The organism is Paracoccus sp. S1E-3, from assembly GCF_013868135.1.
In the GTDB taxonomy this organism is placed as follows: Bacteria; Pseudomonadota; Alphaproteobacteria; order Rhodobacterales; family Rhodobacteraceae; genus Paracoccus.
Map to the genome: position 1 here is coordinate 851,579 of NZ_JACEMU010000004.1, position 16,986 is coordinate 868,564.

Sequence of the window (16,986 nt, forward strand, 5' to 3'; positions counted from 1 at the left end):
CATTCAAAACTATCAGATCGTCGCCATAGACGATCGTCACATTCCCGCCAGCCTGCCGGATGTCCAGCTCGGCATAGGCCTGGCACCGGAACGAATGACGATCACATCGCGTGCCGCGTCGAAATCGAGAACGACGTCAACCCCGTCTCCCTTGTCGAAGACGAAGCTTGCTGCCGGCGCCGCCGCGCAGGATGTCGTTGCCGGTCCCGCCCGGCAGCGTGTCGTTGCCGTTGCGGCCATCCAGCCGGTTCCCCGCGGCATTGCCGGTGAAGAAATCATTCCCCGCGCCGCCGGTGACGTTTTCCATGCCGGTAATGACGTCCTTGTCTTCGCCGGTGGCCTGTGCGCCCGTCAGCGACAGATTGACCGCGCGCCCCGCCGCCTGGTTCGCGAAGATCAGCATGTCCTCGCCGGCGCCCCCGGCGAGGGTGTCATTGCCATAGCCGCCGATCAGGGTGTCGTTGGCGGCCCCGCCCGCCAGCACTTCATTGCCGTCGCGCCATTCCAGCCGGTTGGCAGAATCATTGCCGACGATGGCGTCGTTGCGGTTGGTGGCGATGACGTGCTCGATCTCGTCGAACAGGTCGCGCCCCTCACCGGTGAGCTGCGCGTCAGTCACGTTCAGCCGCATCGTGCGGCCACCGCCAGAGGCGAAGATCAGCGTGTCCTCGCCCGAGCCGCCCATGATCGTGTCATTGCCATGACTGCCGCACAGGGTGTCATTTTCGCTGCCGCCCAGAACTCTGTCCTTCCCGGCGCCTGCGTTCAGATAATTGCTCAGATCGCCGGATTCCAGCAGGTCGTCGCCCGAGCCGGCGATCGCGCCCTCGATCTCGTACAAGGTCGCGATGGTCTCGGCTCCAGTCACCTTGCTGCGAAATTCGAGATCACCCCCGAAATCCAGTCTGATCCAGCTGGTGAAGGCAGAGTAATCCGCGATAGCGAGCCCTGCTCCGCCGAAGAACGTGTCAGAACCGGAACTTCCGAGCAGGGTGTCATTGCCGCCATTTCCAACATGACATTCCCATTGTCCCACCCTTCGAGTACGTCGTCGAGATCCGTTCCGGTCAGCTCGACGGCATCGGTCAGCACACTCACCCTGTGGGCGCCCGCCACCGGCGGCAGCCTCGTCGCGCCGGGAGGGAGGAGTGCATCTACCGTGTCTACGACGACATAAAGCGGTCCATCCGTCAGCGCGGTATAGCTGAGCTTGGCGGCCGATCCATCCAGCTGGCGCGGCACGTGCAGGATCAGATTGCCCGCAGCGTCCATGAGGAACAGCCCCGCGGCAACCGAATCCCGGGTGGCCATCCCCTCGTCAACCTGCAGGTGGTAGGTCTGTCCGGCCTGGGCATCCAGGCGGTACCAGTCGCTGTCAGCTTCGGTGTTGATGAACGCCTCGATCGCGCGCCCGGGTGAAATCGATGACGCGGTGCCGATGCCGCCGCCGGCGCCGTCCCCGCTATGGGCCCGCAGATAGTAGGTGCCACCGCTGGGCGCGCTGCCGCCGTTTGTCGAAGTGACGAGATAATAGATGCCTGTCTTCGCGATCGAGAAATCCAGCGAGGTGAGGCAGCCGGTCGAGTCGGTGATGATGGTCCCGCGCGCATCGACAAGCGCCAGTCGGGTATTGGCACTGGAAGAGGTGGTGAAATAACCACTGCCCCCATAGCTTCTCCCTTCGGCCAGATCGAGGCGATACCAGTCGGCATCATCCGGCCCCTCGAACCTGCCGCTGACGGGTCTTTCCCACGTATGGAAGTAAGTGTCGGGACGAAGAACAACCGGTGTGGTCGCATCATTCGGAAGTCTGTCGTCGAGATTGGCGTGGATCACATAGCCGCCCTCGGCCACCCCGTCCCCGCATCGCCATTGGACACGTCCAGATAATAGGTCCCGGTCGCCTTCGCCATGAGGGACAAGGTCTCACCACCGACAACCAGCGGGGTGATGACAGTCGCGGCGGCATTGCGGATCGAAACATTCGCATCGAGCAAACTGCCGCCGGTCCCGTTGGCGACCTGAAAGGTATAGGTCAGGCCGGCCTTCAGCGACAGCCGCCACCAATCTGAATCATTCGCGGCATCAAGCGCACTGGCGAAAACACCGATCACGGCGATATTGGACGTGGTGGCGGTGGTGGCGGGAATGGAATCTCCGGGAAAAATCGTTACCGTGCGGATAATGCGTCCGACCTCACGAAAACGTCAACACAATACGAAATGCTGGCGTCGATGAGCGAGGTCGCCCCTGGGGGCGGCGGCTGCGGGCAGATTTGTGATCACAGTATTTTTCTGTGTGATCACGAAGCCGGACTTTTTCACCCTTTCCTTACCCCGCTGTGCGAAAACGGTTCATCCCCACCCGCGACTGTGCCAAAAGAACCGGCAAACCGTATCAACGCGAGGTTTGCCATGAACATTCACGAATACCAGGCCAAGGCGCTTCTGCGCGATTATGGCGTTCCGGTCAGCGACGGCCGTGTCGTGACCCGTGCCGAAGACGCCAAGCGCGCCGCGGGCGAGCTTGACGGCCCGCTCTGGGTCATCAAGTCCCAGATCCATGCCGGCGGCCGCGGCAAGGGCAAGTTCAAGGAAGCCGAGGCCGGCGAGAAGGGCGGCGTGCGTCTGGCAAAGTCGACCTCGGAAGCCGAGGAAATGACCCGCCAGATGCTGGGCCGCACGCTGGTCACCCACCAGACCGGGCCGGCCGGCAAGCAGGTCAACCGCATCTATATCGAGGACGGCAGCGACATCGAGCGCGAGCTTTATCTGGCCCTGCTGGTCGATCGCGGCACCTCGCGCGTCAGCTTCGTCGCCTCGACCGAAGGCGGCATGGATATCGAGGAAGTCGCCGCCTCGACACCCGAGAAAATCGTCTCCTTCAGCGTCGATCCCGCATCCGGCCTGTCGGATTTCCACGGCCGCCGCGTGGCTTTCGCGCTGGGTCTGACCGGCGGTCAGGTCAAGCAATGCGTCAAGCTGGTGAAGGATCTGTATCGCCTGTTCCTCGACAAGGACATGGAGATGCTGGAGATCAATCCGCTGATCGTGACCACGGAAGGCAACCTCAAGGCGCTCGACGCGAAGATGGGTTTTGACAACAACGCCCTCTATCGCCACCCCGACATTCAGGAGCTGCGCGACGAGACCGAGGAAGATCCGAAGGAACTGGAAGCCTCGAAATACGACCTGAACTATATCGCGCTGGATGGCGAGATCGGCTGCATGGTGAACGGCGCGGGTCTGGCGATGGCCACCATGGACATCATCAAGCTTTATGGGGCGGAGCCGGCGAACTTCCTGGACGTGGGCGGCGGCGCCACCAAGGAAAAGGTGACCGAGGCGTTCAAGATCATCACCTCGGACCCGAACGTCAAAGGCATTCTGGTCAACATCTTCGGCGGCATCATGCGCAACGACATCATCGCCGACGGCATCGTCGCGGCGGTCAAGGAGGTGGGCCTGAAGGTTCCGCTGGTCGTGCGTCTGGAAGGCACCAATGTCGAAGAGGGCAAGAAGATCATCCGCGAAAGCGGGTTGAACGTGATCCCCGCCGACAACCTGTCGGATGCGGCCGAGAAGATCGTGAAAGCGGTGAAGGGCTGATTGCGATGAAGCGAAAGCTGCTTGCTTCGGCGTTCGTAGCGTTGCTGGCTGTCGCCGGCTGCGGAAACGACCGCGCGGTGGCCCATTTCGATGCGATCAGTCGTTTTGAAAGCCTGCCGATCGACAGCCAGAAAAAGCTTATCGATCAGTATGCCAGCGGTCGCTCGGGCAAGCAGTCGCGCCTGCCGTTGATTTCGTCACAGGCCGAACTGGCCCGGTTGGCCGACATCTTCGCGCAGGCCTGCATCGACGGAAGCGGTGGGCAGCAGCAGATGCTGAATGTCGCTTCGGCCAATGGCTTCACGGCCAAGGGCGGACAGGACCTGAACATCCGTATCCACGGCTATTCGACCGCGCCGCAGGTGGCCCCGCAGGATCGGCAGCCGATCACCGATTATGCGTTGGAGCGCCTGAAAGACTCGCAAGGCCGGTACCCGGTTCTGGAGGGGCCGATCGGCTTCAAATCCACGGCGGGCGATACGGTGCTGACGAATGGCCGGGCCGATCTGGCTTGGGGTCAGGGGACGAATTCGGTTTGCACCCTGACCGTTCGGCTGGGATCGGATGATGCCGCGCTTGGGCAGTTGCAACGCGTGGTGACCTCGCGTGGCTTGGCTGCCGGTGCGCCGGCGGATACCGGGCTGTTCGGCGCGGGCTATATCCTTGATCGCAAGACCTTCATCACGCTTGGCCGGTCATCGCTTGATGCGCCGACCAATCTGAACGTGACGCGACTGAAATGACAAAGGTGCGCTGCGGTTTTTTTTGCAGCGCATCTGACCCCAAAGGAGTGACAATGGCTTTTCTGGACGACATCACGCTGACCCCCTATTCTATCCGCCTCGGCGGGCAGAATGTCGGTGCTGGCGATGTCAGGGCGGATGTGCCGGAACCAACCCAGGAAGCGGATCAAAGCTGATGCGCTTGCGGCCAGTCATTCCGCGCGTGCTTGCCTTTGCCCTTCTGGGCGCGGTGGCGGCATGCACTGGCACGGGGGATGATTCCACCTTCGCCGAGCAGCAGGAGCTGGCCAATATCAAGACCAAGAACATCGTTCCGCTGGCATCGGGCGCAACGCTGATGAGCAACTTCCGGGCCTTCTGTCTGGATGGTGATCCGTCAGTCACCGCGCGCACCGCGCAGCTTCGCGCGGCGGGCTATGTGCCCGTCGGCGGCTGGCGGAACGGCCTGCGCAGTTTCGTGACGGATACCTCGGCGCCGATGGTGCAAATCTCGGACGATGGTGGCCTTTGCGGTGTTCACGCCCGCGCCCGCACCGGACAAGAGGCCGAGATCCGGCAGCGCATCGCGCAATGGTTTCCCAAAGCCCAGCCGGTCGCCACCCGCGACTCGCTGAAAACGATCTGGACCACCGGCCGCACCCCCACTGAAGGGATTGGCATTCTGCGCAATCCGCGGGGACGCGGCCACAATGAAATCTCGGTCGCATTGCTGCGGCCTTAACCCACCCGACAAGGACACGGAAAGACATGGCCATTCTCGTCGACAAGAACACCAAAGTCATCACTCAGGGCATCACCGGGTCCCAGGGGACTTTCCACACCGAACAGGCGATCGCTTATGGCACCAAGATGGTCGGCGGCGTGACCCCCGGCAAAGGCGGGACCGAGCATCTGGGCCTGCCGGTCTTCAACTCGGTCCATGAGGCCGTGGCGGTGACCGGCGCCAATGCGACCGCGATCTATGTGCCGCCGCCCTTTGCGGCGGATTCGATCCTCGAAGCCATCGATGCCGAGGTGCCGCTGATCGTCGCCATCACCGAGGGCATCCCGGTTCTGGACATGATGAAGGTCAAGCGGGCGCTGGAAGGGTCGAAATCGACCCTGATCGGGCCGAACTGCCCCGGCATCATGACGCCCGATGAATGCAAGATCGGCATCATGCCGGGTTCGATCTTCAAGCGGGGTTCGGTCGGCGTGGTCTCGCGTTCGGGCACCCTGACCTATGAGGCGGTGAAGCAGACCTCGGATGTGGGTCTGGGCCAGTCTTCGGCGGTCGGCATCGGCGGCGACCCGATCAAGGGGATGGAGCATATCGACGTGCTGCGCATGTTCCTTGAAGACCCGGAAACCGAGTCGATCATCATGATCGGCGAGATCGGCGGCTCGGCCGAGGAAGAAGCGGCCGAGTTCCTGGCCGAGATGAAGAAGAAGGGCGTCTGGAAACCCACCGCCGGCTTCATCGCCGGGCGCACGGCGCCTCCGGGCCGGCGCATGGGCCATGCGGGCGCCATCGTCTCGGGCGGCAAGGGCGATGCGGAATCGAAGATCGAGGCCATGAAGAAGGCCGGAATCATCGTTGCCGACAGCCCCGCGGGCTTGGGCGAGGCTGTCCTGAAAGCGATCAAGGGCTGATGATTTGACAGACCGCACCCCCGCCCTAACTATAGGGGGTGCGGAAAAAATGAGCAGCAAGGTGGACATGATGGACGCCAGCCCAGCCAGTTCCGGCGCTGCCCCCGCAAGTGCGGGGCGGCTGCTTGCGCCATCGGCGCTGATCGCGACGCTGTGCCTGACCGCCTGCGGACCGCGCAATACAGATGAGGTTCTGCGCGGCGGCGTCCCCGCCCGCACCAACCTGCCGCTCGCGACCACCCTGCCCGCCGAGGCCGTGCGCACCGTCGCACGCCGCGATTTCGGCTGGCGGCTGATCTATCATCCGGTCTCGGCCCCCGCCGATGCGGACAGCCGCGCAGCAACCGCTTTGTGCCGACTGGAAAGCCGTGGCGTGAACCGGATCGAACACGTCCCCTTGGCCGCGCCGGGCGACGATCCCGGCACCCGCATGATCGATATTTTCTGTGCGTGAGGATGGCATGACCCTTCGCGCGCCCCGACCTGACAATAACGCAAACGGACCCAACCCCTTCGAGGTTCAACAATGACCGAGCAACCCAAAAACGTCGATTTCCACGATTCGTCCTTCCTGCAGGGGCATAACGCCACCTATGTCGAGCAGCTTCACGGCCAGTGGGCGCGCGATCCAGCTGCCGTGGACGCCGCCTGGGACCGTTACTTCGCCGCCCTCGGCGACAGCGCCGCCGATGCCGTGGCCGAGGCCGAAGGCCCGAGCTGGAAGCGTGCCGACTGGCCGCCGATGCCCGTGGGCGAAAATATCTCGGCACTGACCGGCGAATGGCCGATGACCTCCAGGGCCGAGGCCGATGCGGCGATGGAGAAGATCGCCGCCAAGGCGGCGGAAAAGGGCAAGCAGCTGGACCCGGCGCAGATGCGCCAGGCGGTGCTGGATTCGATCCGCGCGCTGATGCTGATCCGCGCCTATCGGATCCGCGGCCACCTGCACGCCAATCTGGACCCGCTTGGCCTGCGCGAGGTCCCCTATCCGGGCGAGCTGCTGCCCGAAACCTTCGGCTTCACGGCCGCCGACATGGACCGTCCGATTTTCATCGACAACGTGCTGGGCCTTGAAGTCGCCACGATGCGCCAGATCAAAGAGATCATGGACCGCACCTATCTGGGCACCTTCGCGCTGCAATACATGCACATCTCGAACCCGGAAGAAGCCGCCTGGCTGAAGGAACGGATCGAGGGTTATGGCAAGGAAATCGAGTTCACCCAGAACGGCCGCCGCGCCATCCTGAACAAGCTGGTCGAGGCCGAGGGCTTCGAAAAATTCCTGCATGTCAAATACATGGGGACCAAGCGTTTCGGTCTGGACGGCGGTGAATCGCTGATCCCGGCGATGGAACAGATCATCAAGCGCGGCGGCGCGCTTGGCGTGAAGGAAGTCGTGATCGGGATGCCCCACCGGGGCCGCCTGTCGGTGCTGGCGAACGTGCTGTCAAAGCCCTTCCGCGCCATCTTCCACGAATTCCAGGGCGGCAGCTACAAGCCCGAAGACGTGGACGGCTCGGGTGACGTGAAATATCACCTCGGCGCGTCGTCGGACCGCGAGTTCGACGGCAACACCGTCCACCTGTCGCTGACCGCGAACCCCTCGCATCTGGAGGCGGTGAACCCGGTCGTGCTGGGCAAGGCGCGGGCCAAGGGTGACCAGCTGGGCGACCGGGGCGAGCGTACCGCCGTGCTGCCGATCCTGCTGCACGGGGACGCGGCCTTTGCCGGTCAGGGCATCGTGGCGGAATGTCTGCAACTGTCGGGCATTCGCGGCCACCGCACCGGGGGCACCATTCATATCGTGGTGAACAACCAGATCGGCTTTACCACTGCGCCGCATTTCAGCCGCACCTCGCCCTATCCGACCGATATCGCGCTGATGGTCGAGGCGCCGATCTTCCACGTCAACGGCGACGACCCCGAAGCGGTGGTTCACGCCGCCAAGGTGGCGACCGAATTCCGCCAGCAGTTCCACAAGGACGTGGTCATCGACATCTTCTGCTATCGCCGCTTCGGCCATAACGAAGGCGATGAGCCGATGTTCACCAACCCGGCAATGTACAAGGAAATCAAGGGCCACAAGACGACCCTGCAACTGTACACCGAACGGCTGGTCAAGGACGGGCTGATCCCCGAAGGCGAGATCGAGGACATGAAGGCCGCCTTCCAGGCGCACCTGAATGAGGAATTCGAGGTCGGCAAGAACTTCAAGCCGAACAAGGCCGACTGGCTGGACGGCAAGTGGAGCGGCCTGAGCAACGAGGGCGCGGAATATATCCCCGGCAATACCGGCATCCCGGCCGAGGATATGGCCGAGATCGGCCGTGCGCTGACCACCGCGCCCGAAGGCTTCAACCTGCACAAGACGGTTGGCCGCCTGATCGAGGCCAAGAAGGAGATGTTCGAAACCGGTAAGGGCTTTGACTGGTCCACCGGCGAGGCGCTCGCCTTCGGGTCGCTGTTGCTGGAAGGCAAGCCGGTGCGCCTAACGGGTCAGGATTCCACGCGCGGCACCTTCAGCCACCGCCACTCGGCCTTTGTCGATCAGCTGACCGAACAGCGCTACTATCCGCTGAACAATATCCGCGAGGGTCAGGCGGCTTACGAAGTCCACGACTCGATGCTGTCGGAATATGCGGTGCTGGGCTTCGAATACGGCTATTCGCTGGCCGAACCGAACGCGCTGACGCTGTGGGAGGCGCAATTCGGCGATTTCGCCAATGGCGCGCAGATTATGTTCGACCAGTTCATCTCCTCGGGCGAGAAGAAATGGCTGCGCATGTCGGGTCTGGTGATGCTGCTGCCCCATGGTTTCGAAGGTCAGGGGCCGGAACATTCCAGCGCCCGTCTGGAACGCTTCCTGCAGATGTGCGCCGAGGATAACTGGATCGTCGCCAACGTCACCACGCCGGCGAACTATTTCCACCTGCTGCGCCGGCAGCTGCATCGCAGCTTCCGTAAACCGCTGGTCATCATGACACCGAAATCGCTGCTGCGCCATCCGCTGGCGGTGTCGACGGCGGACGAGTTCCAGACCGGTTCGACCTTCCACCGCGTGCTGCATGACGACGCCGAACGCGGCGGATCGCCCACGAAGTTGGTCAGTGATGACAAGATCCGCCGGGTCGTGATCTGCTCGGGCAAGGTCTATTACGACCTGCTGAAGGAACGCGATGAGCGCGGCATCACCGATGTCTACCTGATGCGTCTGGAGCAGTTCTATCCCTTCCCGCAGCAATCGCTGCTGAAGGAGATGGGCCGCTTCAAGAACGCCGATTTCGTCTGGGCCCAGGAAGAGCCGAAGAACCAGGGCGCCTGGAGCTTTGTCGAGCCCAATCTGGAATGGGTGCTGGACAAGCTGGAACACAAGGCCAAGCGCGCGCGTTATGCGGGCCGTCAGGCGGCGGCTTCGGTCGCGACCGGGCTTGCCTCGCGCCACAAGGCGGAACAGGAGGCGCTGGTGAATGAAGCGCTGACCATCGGGGGATAACAGATGACGACCGAAGTCCGCGTGCCCGCCCTGGGCGAATCCGTCACCGAAGCCACCGTCGCCACCTGGTTCAAGAAACCGGGTGATGCCGTGGCGGTTGATGAAATGCTGTGCGAACTGGAGACCGACAAGGTCACGGTCGAGGTGCCCGCCCCGGCGGCCGGCATCCTGACCGAGATCGTCGCGCCTGAAGGCGCGACCGTCTCGCCCAATGCGCTGCTGGCGCAGATCGACGAGACCGGCAAGGGGGCGGCCCCCGCCCCGGCCGAGCCGAAAAAAGCAGCCGAGTCGGCGGCGAAACAAGAACAGGCCGCAACAACGCCGGCCAATGCTCAGGAAGGACAGAAGATGAGCGGTAAATCTGTTGACGTGATGGTGCCGTCGCTGGGGGAATCGGTGACCGAAGCCACCGTTGCCACCTGGTTCAAGAAAGTTGGCGACGCCGTGGCGCAGGACGAGATGCTGTGCGAGCTGGAAACCGACAAGGTGTCGGTCGAGGTGCCCGCCCCGGCCGCCGGCGTGCTGGCCGAAATCCTTGCGCCCGAAGGTGCGACCGTCGACGCCAAGGCGCGGCTGGCGATCATCACCGAAGGCGGTGTGGCTTCGGCTTCGGCATCCGCGGCGACCGTGAACACGCAGCAGCCGAAGACCGAAGACCCCGAGGTCAAGGAGGCCGCTCAGGTCGGGTCCCCCGGTGCCGGCCCAGAAGATGTGAAGCCGCGCGAGGATGTGGAAGACGCCCCCTCGGCCAAGAAGGCCATGGCCGAAGCCGGCATCGCGCGCGATGCGGTGCAGGGTTCGGGTCGTGACGGGCGGGTGATGAAGGAAGACGTGGCCCGCGCCGGCAGCGCACCGGCCGCAGCCCCCGCGCCTGCCCCAGCGCCCGCCGCTGCCCCCCGCGCACCTTCCGCCCCGCAGGATGCGGCGCGCGAGGAACGCGTCAAGATGACCCGGCTGCGCCAGACCATCGCCCGCCGCCTGAAGGACGCGCAGAACACCGCCGCCATGCTGACCACGTATAACGAGGCAGACATGAAGGGCATCATGGACCTGCGCAACGAATACAAGGACGTGTTCGAGAAGAAGCACGGCGTGAAGCTGGGCTTCATGTCCTTCTTTGTGAAGGCCTGCGTCCATGCGCTGCATGAAGTGCCCGAAGTGAATGCCGAGATCGACGGCACCGACGTGGTCTATAAAAACTACGTCAACATGGGCGTGGCGGTCGGCACTCCGAATGGGCTGGTCGTGCCGGTGGTCAAGAATGCCGATCAGAAAAGCTTCGCCGAGATCGAGAAGGAAATCGGCGAGCTGGGCAAGAAGGGCCGCGACGGCAAGCTGACCATGGACGAGATGCAGGGGGGCACCTTCACCATCTCGAATGGCGGGGTCTATGGCTCGCTGATGTCCTCGCCCATCCTGAACCCGCCGCAATCGGGCATCTTGGGCATGCACAAGATCCAGGACCGGCCGGTCGTTGTCGGCGGCGAGATCGTCATCCGCCCGATGATGTATCTGGCACTCAGCTATGACCACCGGATCGTTGACGGCAAGGGCGCGGTGACCTTCCTCGTCCGCGTCAAGGAAGCGCTGGAAGATCCCCGCCGCCTGCTGATGGACATCTGATCGTCGGGCCCGCAAAACCGACCCGTTCCCTTGGCCCGGCGGATGTTCCGCCGGGCCAGTTTACTTGCGACCCGTCTCGCCGCGCCTTGTGTCGGTCGGATTGCGCCGTTAGCCTCGGCAATATGCGTTGACAGCGATGCCCAAAGACGGAACTCCGAATGTCCGACTGCCCCCGGCACAGCCATTACAATCATGATGACCCCACCTATGCCCAACTGTCGCTGGCATCCTCCAGCGCCCGCGGGCGCGAAGCCCTCGATCAGTTGCGCAGGACGCCACGGGCGATCTTCCGTGTCTGGCTGGTGCGGGTGGCGATCATGGCGGCGGCGCTGTGGATACTGAACGACCTTCTGGGTCCGTTCGGCTGGACCTGGTGGGCGCTGCCTGGCGGTGCGGTGGTGTGGCAGGCCATGACACTGATGCTGAACGCGCTGAAGAACCGTAAGCCGGACCGGCTTGGGTATCCCCATGACGAACGCGACGCCCGGCATTTCCGCTGATCGCCGCTACTGGGTGGGCACGGTCAGCCGCGAGCATGTGCTGATCGGCGTCGAGGGCGGTTTTGCGATGATGAATCACGGCAAGCTGGCGCCGCTCCTGCGGCTCAGTCCCGGCGACGGGCTGGTCTATTACTCGCCCAAGACCGCCTGGCCCGACGGCGCGCCGCTGAAAGCCTTCACCGCCATCGGCTGGCTGCGCGACAGCGAGCCCTACCCGGCCCAGATGCCAACCGGCCAAACCGGGTATCGGCGCGATATCGATTGGATGGCGGCAACCGAAACGCCTATCCAGTCGTTGTCCCATGGGCTTGAATTCACCCGGGGAAACTGGGGTATGCTTGCCCGCAGAGGGCTGTTTGAAATCTCCGGCGCCGATTTTGAGACCATACGCGCCGCCATGACGAAGGATTGACAGATGCAGATGCTGGTTCACTACACGGTTGCCGATTACGCGACATTCAAACCCGCCTTCGACAATGACGCCGAGGATCGCGGCAACAACTCGTTGAGCCTTCTGCAGCTTTGGCGGGAAAGCAACACCAGTGCATGGGCGCTGTTCTCGGTCGCGGATGCCAAGAAGGCGCGCGCCTATCTGGATGGTGCGGCGGGGGTGTTCAATTCGCTCGCCGGGGTCAGCAAGGCCGAAGCACATCTGCTTGAAACCGCCTGATGCGACGGCGCCTGTTCGGGGCGATCCTGCTGTTGGCCGCCATCCCGATCGCGGCCGCAGCCTATACGCGCGCCATGCGGGCAGCCCATGGCACCCCGCCCGCCATGGCCGCGACCGCGGCACAGGCCGACCGGATCGTCGTCGACAAGCCCGCGCGCCTGATGCGGCTGATGCGCGGGGATCAGGTGATCGGCAGCTATGCGATCAGCCTCGGCGCCGCGCCGCAGGGACACAAGACCCGCGAAGGCGATGAGAAGACGCCCGAGGGCAATTATGTCATCGACTGGCGCAATCCCCGCTCGGCCGCGCATCTGAGTCTGCATATCTCCTATCCCAATGCCGCCGACAGCAACGCGGCCGCCACCCGTGGCGAAAGCCCCGGCGACAACATTATGATCCACGGGCTGCTGAACGGCTGGGGCTGGCTGGGGGCGCTGCATCGTGTCCGGGACTGGACCGATGGCTGCATCGCCGTCACCAATGCCGAGATGCAGGAAATCTGGTCGCTGGTCCCCGATGGCACCCCGATCGAGATCAGGGGCGCCACATGACCCCGGAACTGACCGTCCTCGCTCTTGCCGCGATCCTGCAGGCCGTTCAGATCGGGCTGGCGGCAGCCGTGATGAACTCCGACGTGGGGGCGGACTGGAATGCGGGGCCGCGCGACCGCCAGCCCGAGTTTTCACCGCTGACCGGACGCCTCCGCCGCGCGGTGAACAACCACTTTGAATCGCTCGCGTTCTTCACCATCGCGGCGGTGGTTATTACACTGTCGGGGCAGGCGAACGCGCTGACGGGCTGGGCCGCCTGGGTCTATCTGGGCGCACGCATCCTCTATGTTCCGGCCTATGCCTTCGGCTGGACGCCCTGGCGATCGGTGATCTGGGGGGTGGGGTTTCTGGCGACGATGACCGTCATCCTCGCGGCCCTGTTCTGAATGGCGGATATGCGCGCAGCGCCTGCGTTTTCCGGGTGAATACAGTCCCAAGCTTGTGTATGCGGAGGTATATCTTCCGCCGCCCGGCGGCATTTGCCGAATTCTGAAGGAGACCTGAATGTCCAGCTATGACCTCATCGTTATCGGCGCCGGCCCCGGCGGCTATGTCTGCGCAATCCGCGCCGCCCAGCTGGGCCAGAAGGTCGCCGTGGTCGAGGGCCGCGGCACGCTCGGGGGCACCTGCCTGAACGTGGGCTGCATCCCGTCCAAGGCGTTGCTGCACGCCTCGCATATGTATCACGAGGCCGGGCACAACTTTGAAAAGATGGGCCTGATGGGCGAGTTGCCCGAGATCGACTGGAACGTCATGCAGGGCTACAAGGCCGAGACGGTCGAGACCAACACCAAGGGCATCGAATTCCTGTTCAAGAAGAACAAGATCGACTGGATCAAGGGCTGGGGCGTGATCGAGGCGCCGGGCAAGGTCAAGGTCGGCGACACGGTTTATGACACCAAGAACATCGTCATCGCCACCGGCTCGGAACCCAGCCCGCTGAAGGGAGTCGAGGTCGACAATGATGGCGGCACGATTGTCGATTCGACCGGCGCGCTGGTGCTGGCGAAAATCCCCGAAACCATGGTGGTGATCGGCGCGGGCGTGATCGGGCTGGAACTGGGTTCGGTCTATGCGCGGCTGGGCACCAAGGTGACGGTGATCGAATATCTGGATGCGATCACGCCCGGCATGGATGCCGAGATCCAGAAGCAGCTGCAGCGCACGCTGGCCAAGCAGGGGCTGGACTTCGTTCTGGGCGCCGCGGTGCAATCGGCCTCCGTCAAGGATGGAAAGGCCACGGTAACCTACAAGCTGCGCAAGGATGACAGCGAACATCAGATCCAGGCCGATGTCGTCCTGCTGGCCACCGGTCGGCGCCCCTTCCTGAACGGTCTGGGACTGGAGGGCGCCGGCGTCGCCCTGACCGATCGCGGCCAGGTCGCCATCGACGATCACTGGCGCACCAATGTGCCGGGCATCTATGCCATCGGCGACGCGGTCGCGGGCCCGATGCTGGCCCACAAGGCCGAGGACGAGGGCATGGCCGCCGCCGAGGTGATCGCCGGCAAGGCGGGGCATGTGAATTACAACGTCATTCCGGGCGTGATCTATACCATCCCGGAAGTCGCCAGCGTCGGCCTGACCGAGGCGGCAGCCAAGGAATCGGGCCGCAAGGTCAAGGTCGGCAAGTTCCCCTTCATGGGCAATGCCCGCGCCAAGGCCATGTTCCAGGGCGACGGTTTCGTGAAGATGATCGCCGATGCGGAGACCGACCGGGTTCTGGGTTGCCACATCATTGGCCCCAATGCGGGCGAAATGATCCACGAGGTCTGCGTGGCGATGGAATTCGGCGCCTCGGCCGAGGATATCGCCATGACCTGCCACGCCCATCCGACCACCTCGGAAGCGGTGCGCGAGGCGGCGCTGGCACTGGGTGGCGGCGCGATCCATGTCTGACAGTCTGGACAGGGGGGCGCTGCCCCCCACCGGCCTTGCGGCCACCCCCCGGGATATTTCGGCCAGAATGAATGGTATCTCGCGGCGTGGGGCGCTGCTGGGGGTGCTGGTGCTGGCCGCGTGCGGCGGCAGCCCGGCGCGGCGGGTCGCGGGTCCGGCACCGGGCAACCTTTACGCCGGCGAGACACCGGAGATGCGCGGCAAGATCAATTACTGGGCGGCGCAGCACCAGATCCCCGCCTCGCTTCTGCATCGGGTGGTGCAGCGCGAATCCGGCTATAATCCGGCGGCGCGGAACGGGCCTTATTACGGGCTGATGCAGATCCTGCCGCAGACGGCGCGGACCATGGGGTATCGCGGATCGCCCGCCGGGCTGCTGGATGCCGATACCAATCTGCAATATGGCGGCCGCTATCTGCGCGGCGCCTATCTGGTCGCGGATGGCAATCCCGACAAGGCGGTCCAGTGGTACGCGCGCGGCTATTACTATGAGGCCAAACGCAAGGGACTGCTGGAAGAAACGGGGCTGCGCGGCTGATGCGGACCCGGCGTGCCCTGCTGGTCGCCCTCGCCCTGCTGGCCATGCCGGTGGCGGCGCAGGAGGCGCCGCCCGCGCAGGGGACCGAGGTGCAGTTCTTCCGCATCGGCAACGGCTCGACCGCAGGGACCTATTATCCGATCGGGGGGATCATCGCGACGGCGATCTCGAACCCGCCCGGAGGGATGTCCTGCGCCGAGGGCGGGGCCTGCGGGGTGCCGGGGCTGCTGGCCTCGGCATTGGCCTCGGCCGGGTCCGTCGAGAATGTCGAGAATGTTGGAAACGGCGCGGTGGAATCGGGCTTTGCCCAGGCGGACGTGGCCTATTGGGCGCAGACCGGCACCGGGAATTTCTCGGGCCTGCCGCCGATCGGGAACTTGCGCGCCATTGCCAACCTGTATCCCGAGGCGCTGCATATCGTCGCCCGGCGCGATGCCGGGATCAACACCATCGCCGATCTGCGCGGCAAGCGCGTCTCGCTGGACGAGCCGGGATCGGGCACGCTGGTCGATGCGCGGCTGGTGCTGGATGCGGCGGGTCTTGGCGATGCGGACCTGACGGTGATGCATCTGCCCGCCACCCGCGCGGCCGTTGCCATGCGCGAGGGGAAGCTGGACGCCTTCTTCTTCGTCGGCGGCTATCCCTCGCCCGCGATCAGCCAGTTGGCGGGGCAGGCCGATGTGAATCTGGTCCCGATCGACGATGCGGTCGCCGCCCGGCTGCTGGGGGCAGAGAGCTTCTTCATCCGCGACACGGTGCCGCAAGGGACTTACCGGGGGATGGATGGCGATGTGGCGACCCTGTCGGTGGGCGCGCTGTGGGTTACCCGCGCCGATCAGCCAGACGATCTGATCCATGCCATCACCCGTGTGTTGTGGAATGACAACACCATGCGCCAGTTGAGCTATGGCCACCCCATCGGTCGCCGCATCCTGCGCGAGAACGCGCTGAAAGGCGTGGCGATCCCGCTTCATCCCGGCGCCGCACGGTATTACCGCGAGGCCGGGCTGCTGAAGTAAGCCCCTTCCGGGCTTGCATGTTTGCGCTATCCGGGCCTAATTTCGCCCATTCCAAAGGAGATCCTGTCATGATCCCGCAGACGCAATCCGAACGCACCCGCGCGCTGTGCGCTCTCGCGCCCGTCATCCCGGTTCTGGTCATCGACGACGCCGCACGGGCAGAGCGTCTGGCCGAGGCGCTTGTCGCCGGTGGCCTGCCCGTGCTGGAGGTGACGCTGCGCACCGATGCGGCCCTTGCTGCCATCAAGGCAATGTCGCGGGTCAGCGGCGGCCATGTCGGCGCCGGCACCGTGCTGAGCCGCGAGCAGGTCTACCGCGCCAAGGAGGCCGGGGCGTCCTTCGCCGTCTCGCCCGGTGCGACCGAAACCATCATCCGCGCCTGCGAGGATGCCTCGCTGCCGCTGCTGCCGGGCGCGGTGACCGCTTCCGAGGTGATGCAGGCCAATGAATATGGCTACGACATGCTGAAGTTTTTCCCGGCCGAGACCTCGGGCGGGGCGCCGGCGCTGAAGGCGTTGGCGGGGCCGCTGCCGCATATCACCTTCTGCCCGACCGGCGGGATCACCCCCCAGAATGCCAGCGCCTATCTGTCGCTGCCGAATGTGATCTGCGTGGGGTCAAGCTGGGTTGCGTCGCAAAACGCCGTTGCCGAAGGCGACTGGACCGGCATCGAGGACCGCGCCCGCGCCGCCTTCCAGCTTCGCGGATAG

19 protein-coding genes and 1 pseudogene are annotated in these 16,986 nt (G+C 64.3%); 17 read left to right on the forward strand and 3 right to left on the reverse strand.

Going from position 1 to position 16,986, the window contains the following annotated elements; translation table 11 throughout:
- Positions 1–136: 136 nt before the first annotated feature.
- From H1S04_RS04200 to H1S04_RS04205, 3 genes and pseudogenes are all read right to left on the reverse strand, one after another.
- Positions 137–868 (reverse strand): hypothetical protein, encoded by a 732-nt coding sequence (locus H1S04_RS04200; protein ID WP_298946040.1) that lies wholly within the window; start codon positions 866–868, stop codon positions 137–139.
- A gap of 108 nt (positions 869–976) precedes the next feature.
- Positions 977–1,036 (reverse strand): annotated as a pseudogene (locus H1S04_RS18890) (hypothetical protein); the annotation flags it as partial.
- Positions 1,037–1,832: 796 nt separating this feature from the next.
- Positions 1,833–2,114, reverse strand: coding sequence for a hypothetical protein (locus tag H1S04_RS04205; RefSeq protein WP_181744279.1), 282 nt, complete (start codon positions 2,112–2,114; stop codon positions 1,833–1,835).
- A gap of 300 nt (positions 2,115–2,414) precedes the next feature.
- On the opposite strand from H1S04_RS04205, the gene sucC reads away from it, so the two are divergent.
- The 17 genes from sucC (at position 2,415) to eda (ending at position 16,986) form a co-directional block, all read left to right on the forward strand.
- Positions 2,415–3,608 carry an ADP-forming succinate--CoA ligase subunit beta gene (gene sucC, locus H1S04_RS04210; protein WP_181744280.1) on the forward strand — a complete coding sequence of 398 codons (1,194 nt, stop codon included), beginning with the start codon at positions 2,415–2,417 and terminating at the stop codon, positions 3,606–3,608.
- Positions 3,609–3,613: 5 nt separating this feature from the next.
- A complete protein-coding gene (locus tag H1S04_RS04215; RefSeq protein ID WP_181744281.1) occupies positions 3,614–4,351 on the forward strand; it encodes a hypothetical protein in 738 nt (245 codons plus the stop codon).
- Between the two features lie 53 nt (positions 4,352–4,404).
- Positions 4,405–4,527: a hypothetical protein gene (locus H1S04_RS18600; RefSeq protein ID WP_255435448.1), complete on the forward strand. Its 123-nt coding sequence runs from the start codon at positions 4,405–4,407 to the stop codon at positions 4,525–4,527.
- On the forward strand, positions 4,527–5,072 hold the full coding sequence (locus tag H1S04_RS04220; protein WP_181744282.1) for a hypothetical protein: 546 nt from the start codon (positions 4,527–4,529) through the stop codon (positions 5,070–5,072). The genes H1S04_RS18600 and H1S04_RS04220 overlap by 1 nt, the downstream gene beginning before the upstream one ends.
- Positions 5,073–5,098: 26 nt before the next feature.
- Positions 5,099–5,983 carry a succinate--CoA ligase subunit alpha gene (sucD, locus tag H1S04_RS04225; protein WP_181744283.1) on the forward strand — a complete coding sequence of 295 codons (885 nt, stop codon included), beginning with the start codon at positions 5,099–5,101 and terminating at the stop codon, positions 5,981–5,983.
- Between the two features lie 49 nt (positions 5,984–6,032).
- Positions 6,033–6,437, forward strand: coding sequence for a hypothetical protein (locus H1S04_RS04230; RefSeq protein ID WP_181744284.1), 405 nt, complete (start codon positions 6,033–6,035; stop codon positions 6,435–6,437).
- Between the two features lie 72 nt (positions 6,438–6,509).
- Entirely contained in the window at positions 6,510–9,476 is a 2,967-nt protein-coding gene (locus H1S04_RS04235) for a 2-oxoglutarate dehydrogenase E1 component (protein ID WP_181744285.1), read from the forward strand.
- Between the two features lie 3 nt (positions 9,477–9,479).
- The gene (odhB, locus tag H1S04_RS04240; protein WP_181744286.1) at positions 9,480–11,099 is read left to right on the forward strand and encodes a 2-oxoglutarate dehydrogenase complex dihydrolipoyllysine-residue succinyltransferase; all 1,620 of its coding nucleotides are present in this window, start codon (positions 9,480–9,482) and stop codon (positions 11,097–11,099) included.
- A gap of 158 nt (positions 11,100–11,257) precedes the next feature.
- A complete protein-coding gene (locus tag H1S04_RS04245; protein WP_181744287.1) occupies positions 11,258–11,599 on the forward strand; it encodes a hypothetical protein in 342 nt (113 codons plus the stop codon).
- Positions 11,568–12,011 carry an EVE domain-containing protein gene (locus H1S04_RS04250; RefSeq protein WP_220185083.1) on the forward strand — a complete coding sequence of 148 codons (444 nt, stop codon included), beginning with the start codon at positions 11,568–11,570 and terminating at the stop codon, positions 12,009–12,011. Before H1S04_RS04245 ends, H1S04_RS04250 begins: the two co-directional genes overlap by 32 nt.
- 3 nt (positions 12,012–12,014) lie before the next feature.
- The gene (locus H1S04_RS04255) at positions 12,015–12,269 is read left to right on the forward strand and encodes a hypothetical protein (protein WP_181744288.1); all 255 of its coding nucleotides are present in this window, start codon (positions 12,015–12,017) and stop codon (positions 12,267–12,269) included.
- Complete coding sequence (locus H1S04_RS04260; protein WP_181744289.1) at positions 12,269–12,820, forward strand: murein L,D-transpeptidase family protein; 552 nt, start codon at positions 12,269–12,271, stop codon at positions 12,818–12,820. The genes H1S04_RS04255 and H1S04_RS04260 overlap by 1 nt, the downstream gene beginning before the upstream one ends.
- On the forward strand, positions 12,817–13,206 hold the full coding sequence (locus tag H1S04_RS04265) for an MAPEG family protein (protein WP_181744290.1): 390 nt from the start codon (positions 12,817–12,819) through the stop codon (positions 13,204–13,206). The genes H1S04_RS04260 and H1S04_RS04265 overlap by 4 nt, the downstream gene beginning before the upstream one ends.
- A gap of 118 nt (positions 13,207–13,324) precedes the next feature.
- Complete coding sequence (gene lpdA, locus H1S04_RS04270) at positions 13,325–14,719, forward strand: dihydrolipoyl dehydrogenase (RefSeq protein ID WP_181744291.1); 1,395 nt, start codon at positions 13,325–13,327, stop codon at positions 14,717–14,719.
- Positions 14,720–14,786: 67 nt separating this feature from the next.
- Positions 14,787–15,257, forward strand: a complete 471-nt coding sequence (locus H1S04_RS04275) for a lytic transglycosylase domain-containing protein (RefSeq protein ID WP_181744292.1) — start codon at positions 14,787–14,789, stop codon at positions 15,255–15,257.
- Positions 15,257–16,276, forward strand: coding sequence for a TAXI family TRAP transporter solute-binding subunit (locus H1S04_RS04280; protein WP_181744293.1), 1,020 nt, complete (start codon positions 15,257–15,259; stop codon positions 16,274–16,276). The genes H1S04_RS04275 and H1S04_RS04280 overlap by 1 nt, the downstream gene beginning before the upstream one ends.
- A gap of 68 nt (positions 16,277–16,344) precedes the next feature.
- Positions 16,345–16,986 (forward strand): bifunctional 4-hydroxy-2-oxoglutarate aldolase/2-dehydro-3-deoxy-phosphogluconate aldolase, encoded by a 642-nt coding sequence (gene eda / locus H1S04_RS04285; RefSeq protein WP_181744294.1) that lies wholly within the window; start codon positions 16,345–16,347, stop codon positions 16,984–16,986.

Coding starts and splice junctions, on each gene's coding strand:
- H1S04_RS04220 (WP_181744282.1), top strand. CDS start 4,527: ATGCGCTTGCGGCCAGTCATTCCGCGCGTGCTTGCCTTTGCCCTTCTG.
- H1S04_RS04215 (WP_181744281.1), top strand. CDS start 3,614: ATGAAGCGAAAGCTGCTTGCTTCGGCGTTCGTAGCGTTGCTGGCTGTC.
- eda (WP_181744294.1), top strand. CDS start 16,345: ATGATCCCGCAGACGCAATCCGAACGCACCCGCGCGCTGTGCGCTCTC.
- lpdA (WP_181744291.1), top strand. CDS start 13,325: ATGTCCAGCTATGACCTCATCGTTATCGGCGCCGGCCCCGGCGGCTAT.
- H1S04_RS04250 (WP_220185083.1), top strand. CDS start 11,568: ATGACGAACGCGACGCCCGGCATTTCCGCTGATCGCCGCTACTGGGTG.
- H1S04_RS18600 (WP_255435448.1), top strand. CDS start 4,405: ATGGCTTTTCTGGACGACATCACGCTGACCCCCTATTCTATCCGCCTC.
- H1S04_RS04260 (WP_181744289.1), top strand. CDS start 12,269: ATGCGACGGCGCCTGTTCGGGGCGATCCTGCTGTTGGCCGCCATCCCG.
- sucC (WP_181744280.1), top strand. CDS start 2,415: ATGAACATTCACGAATACCAGGCCAAGGCGCTTCTGCGCGATTATGGC.
- H1S04_RS04255 (WP_181744288.1), top strand. CDS start 12,015: ATGCAGATGCTGGTTCACTACACGGTTGCCGATTACGCGACATTCAAA.
- H1S04_RS04235 (WP_181744285.1), top strand. CDS start 6,510: ATGACCGAGCAACCCAAAAACGTCGATTTCCACGATTCGTCCTTCCTG.
- odhB (WP_181744286.1), top strand. CDS start 9,480: ATGACGACCGAAGTCCGCGTGCCCGCCCTGGGCGAATCCGTCACCGAA.
- H1S04_RS04245 (WP_181744287.1), top strand. CDS start 11,258: ATGTCCGACTGCCCCCGGCACAGCCATTACAATCATGATGACCCCACC.
- sucD (WP_181744283.1), top strand. CDS start 5,099: ATGGCCATTCTCGTCGACAAGAACACCAAAGTCATCACTCAGGGCATC.
- H1S04_RS04230 (WP_181744284.1), top strand. CDS start 6,033: ATGAGCAGCAAGGTGGACATGATGGACGCCAGCCCAGCCAGTTCCGGC.
- H1S04_RS04265 (WP_181744290.1), top strand. CDS start 12,817: ATGACCCCGGAACTGACCGTCCTCGCTCTTGCCGCGATCCTGCAGGCC.
- H1S04_RS04280 (WP_181744293.1), top strand. CDS start 15,257: ATGCGGACCCGGCGTGCCCTGCTGGTCGCCCTCGCCCTGCTGGCCATG.
- H1S04_RS04275 (WP_181744292.1), top strand. CDS start 14,787: ATGAATGGTATCTCGCGGCGTGGGGCGCTGCTGGGGGTGCTGGTGCTG.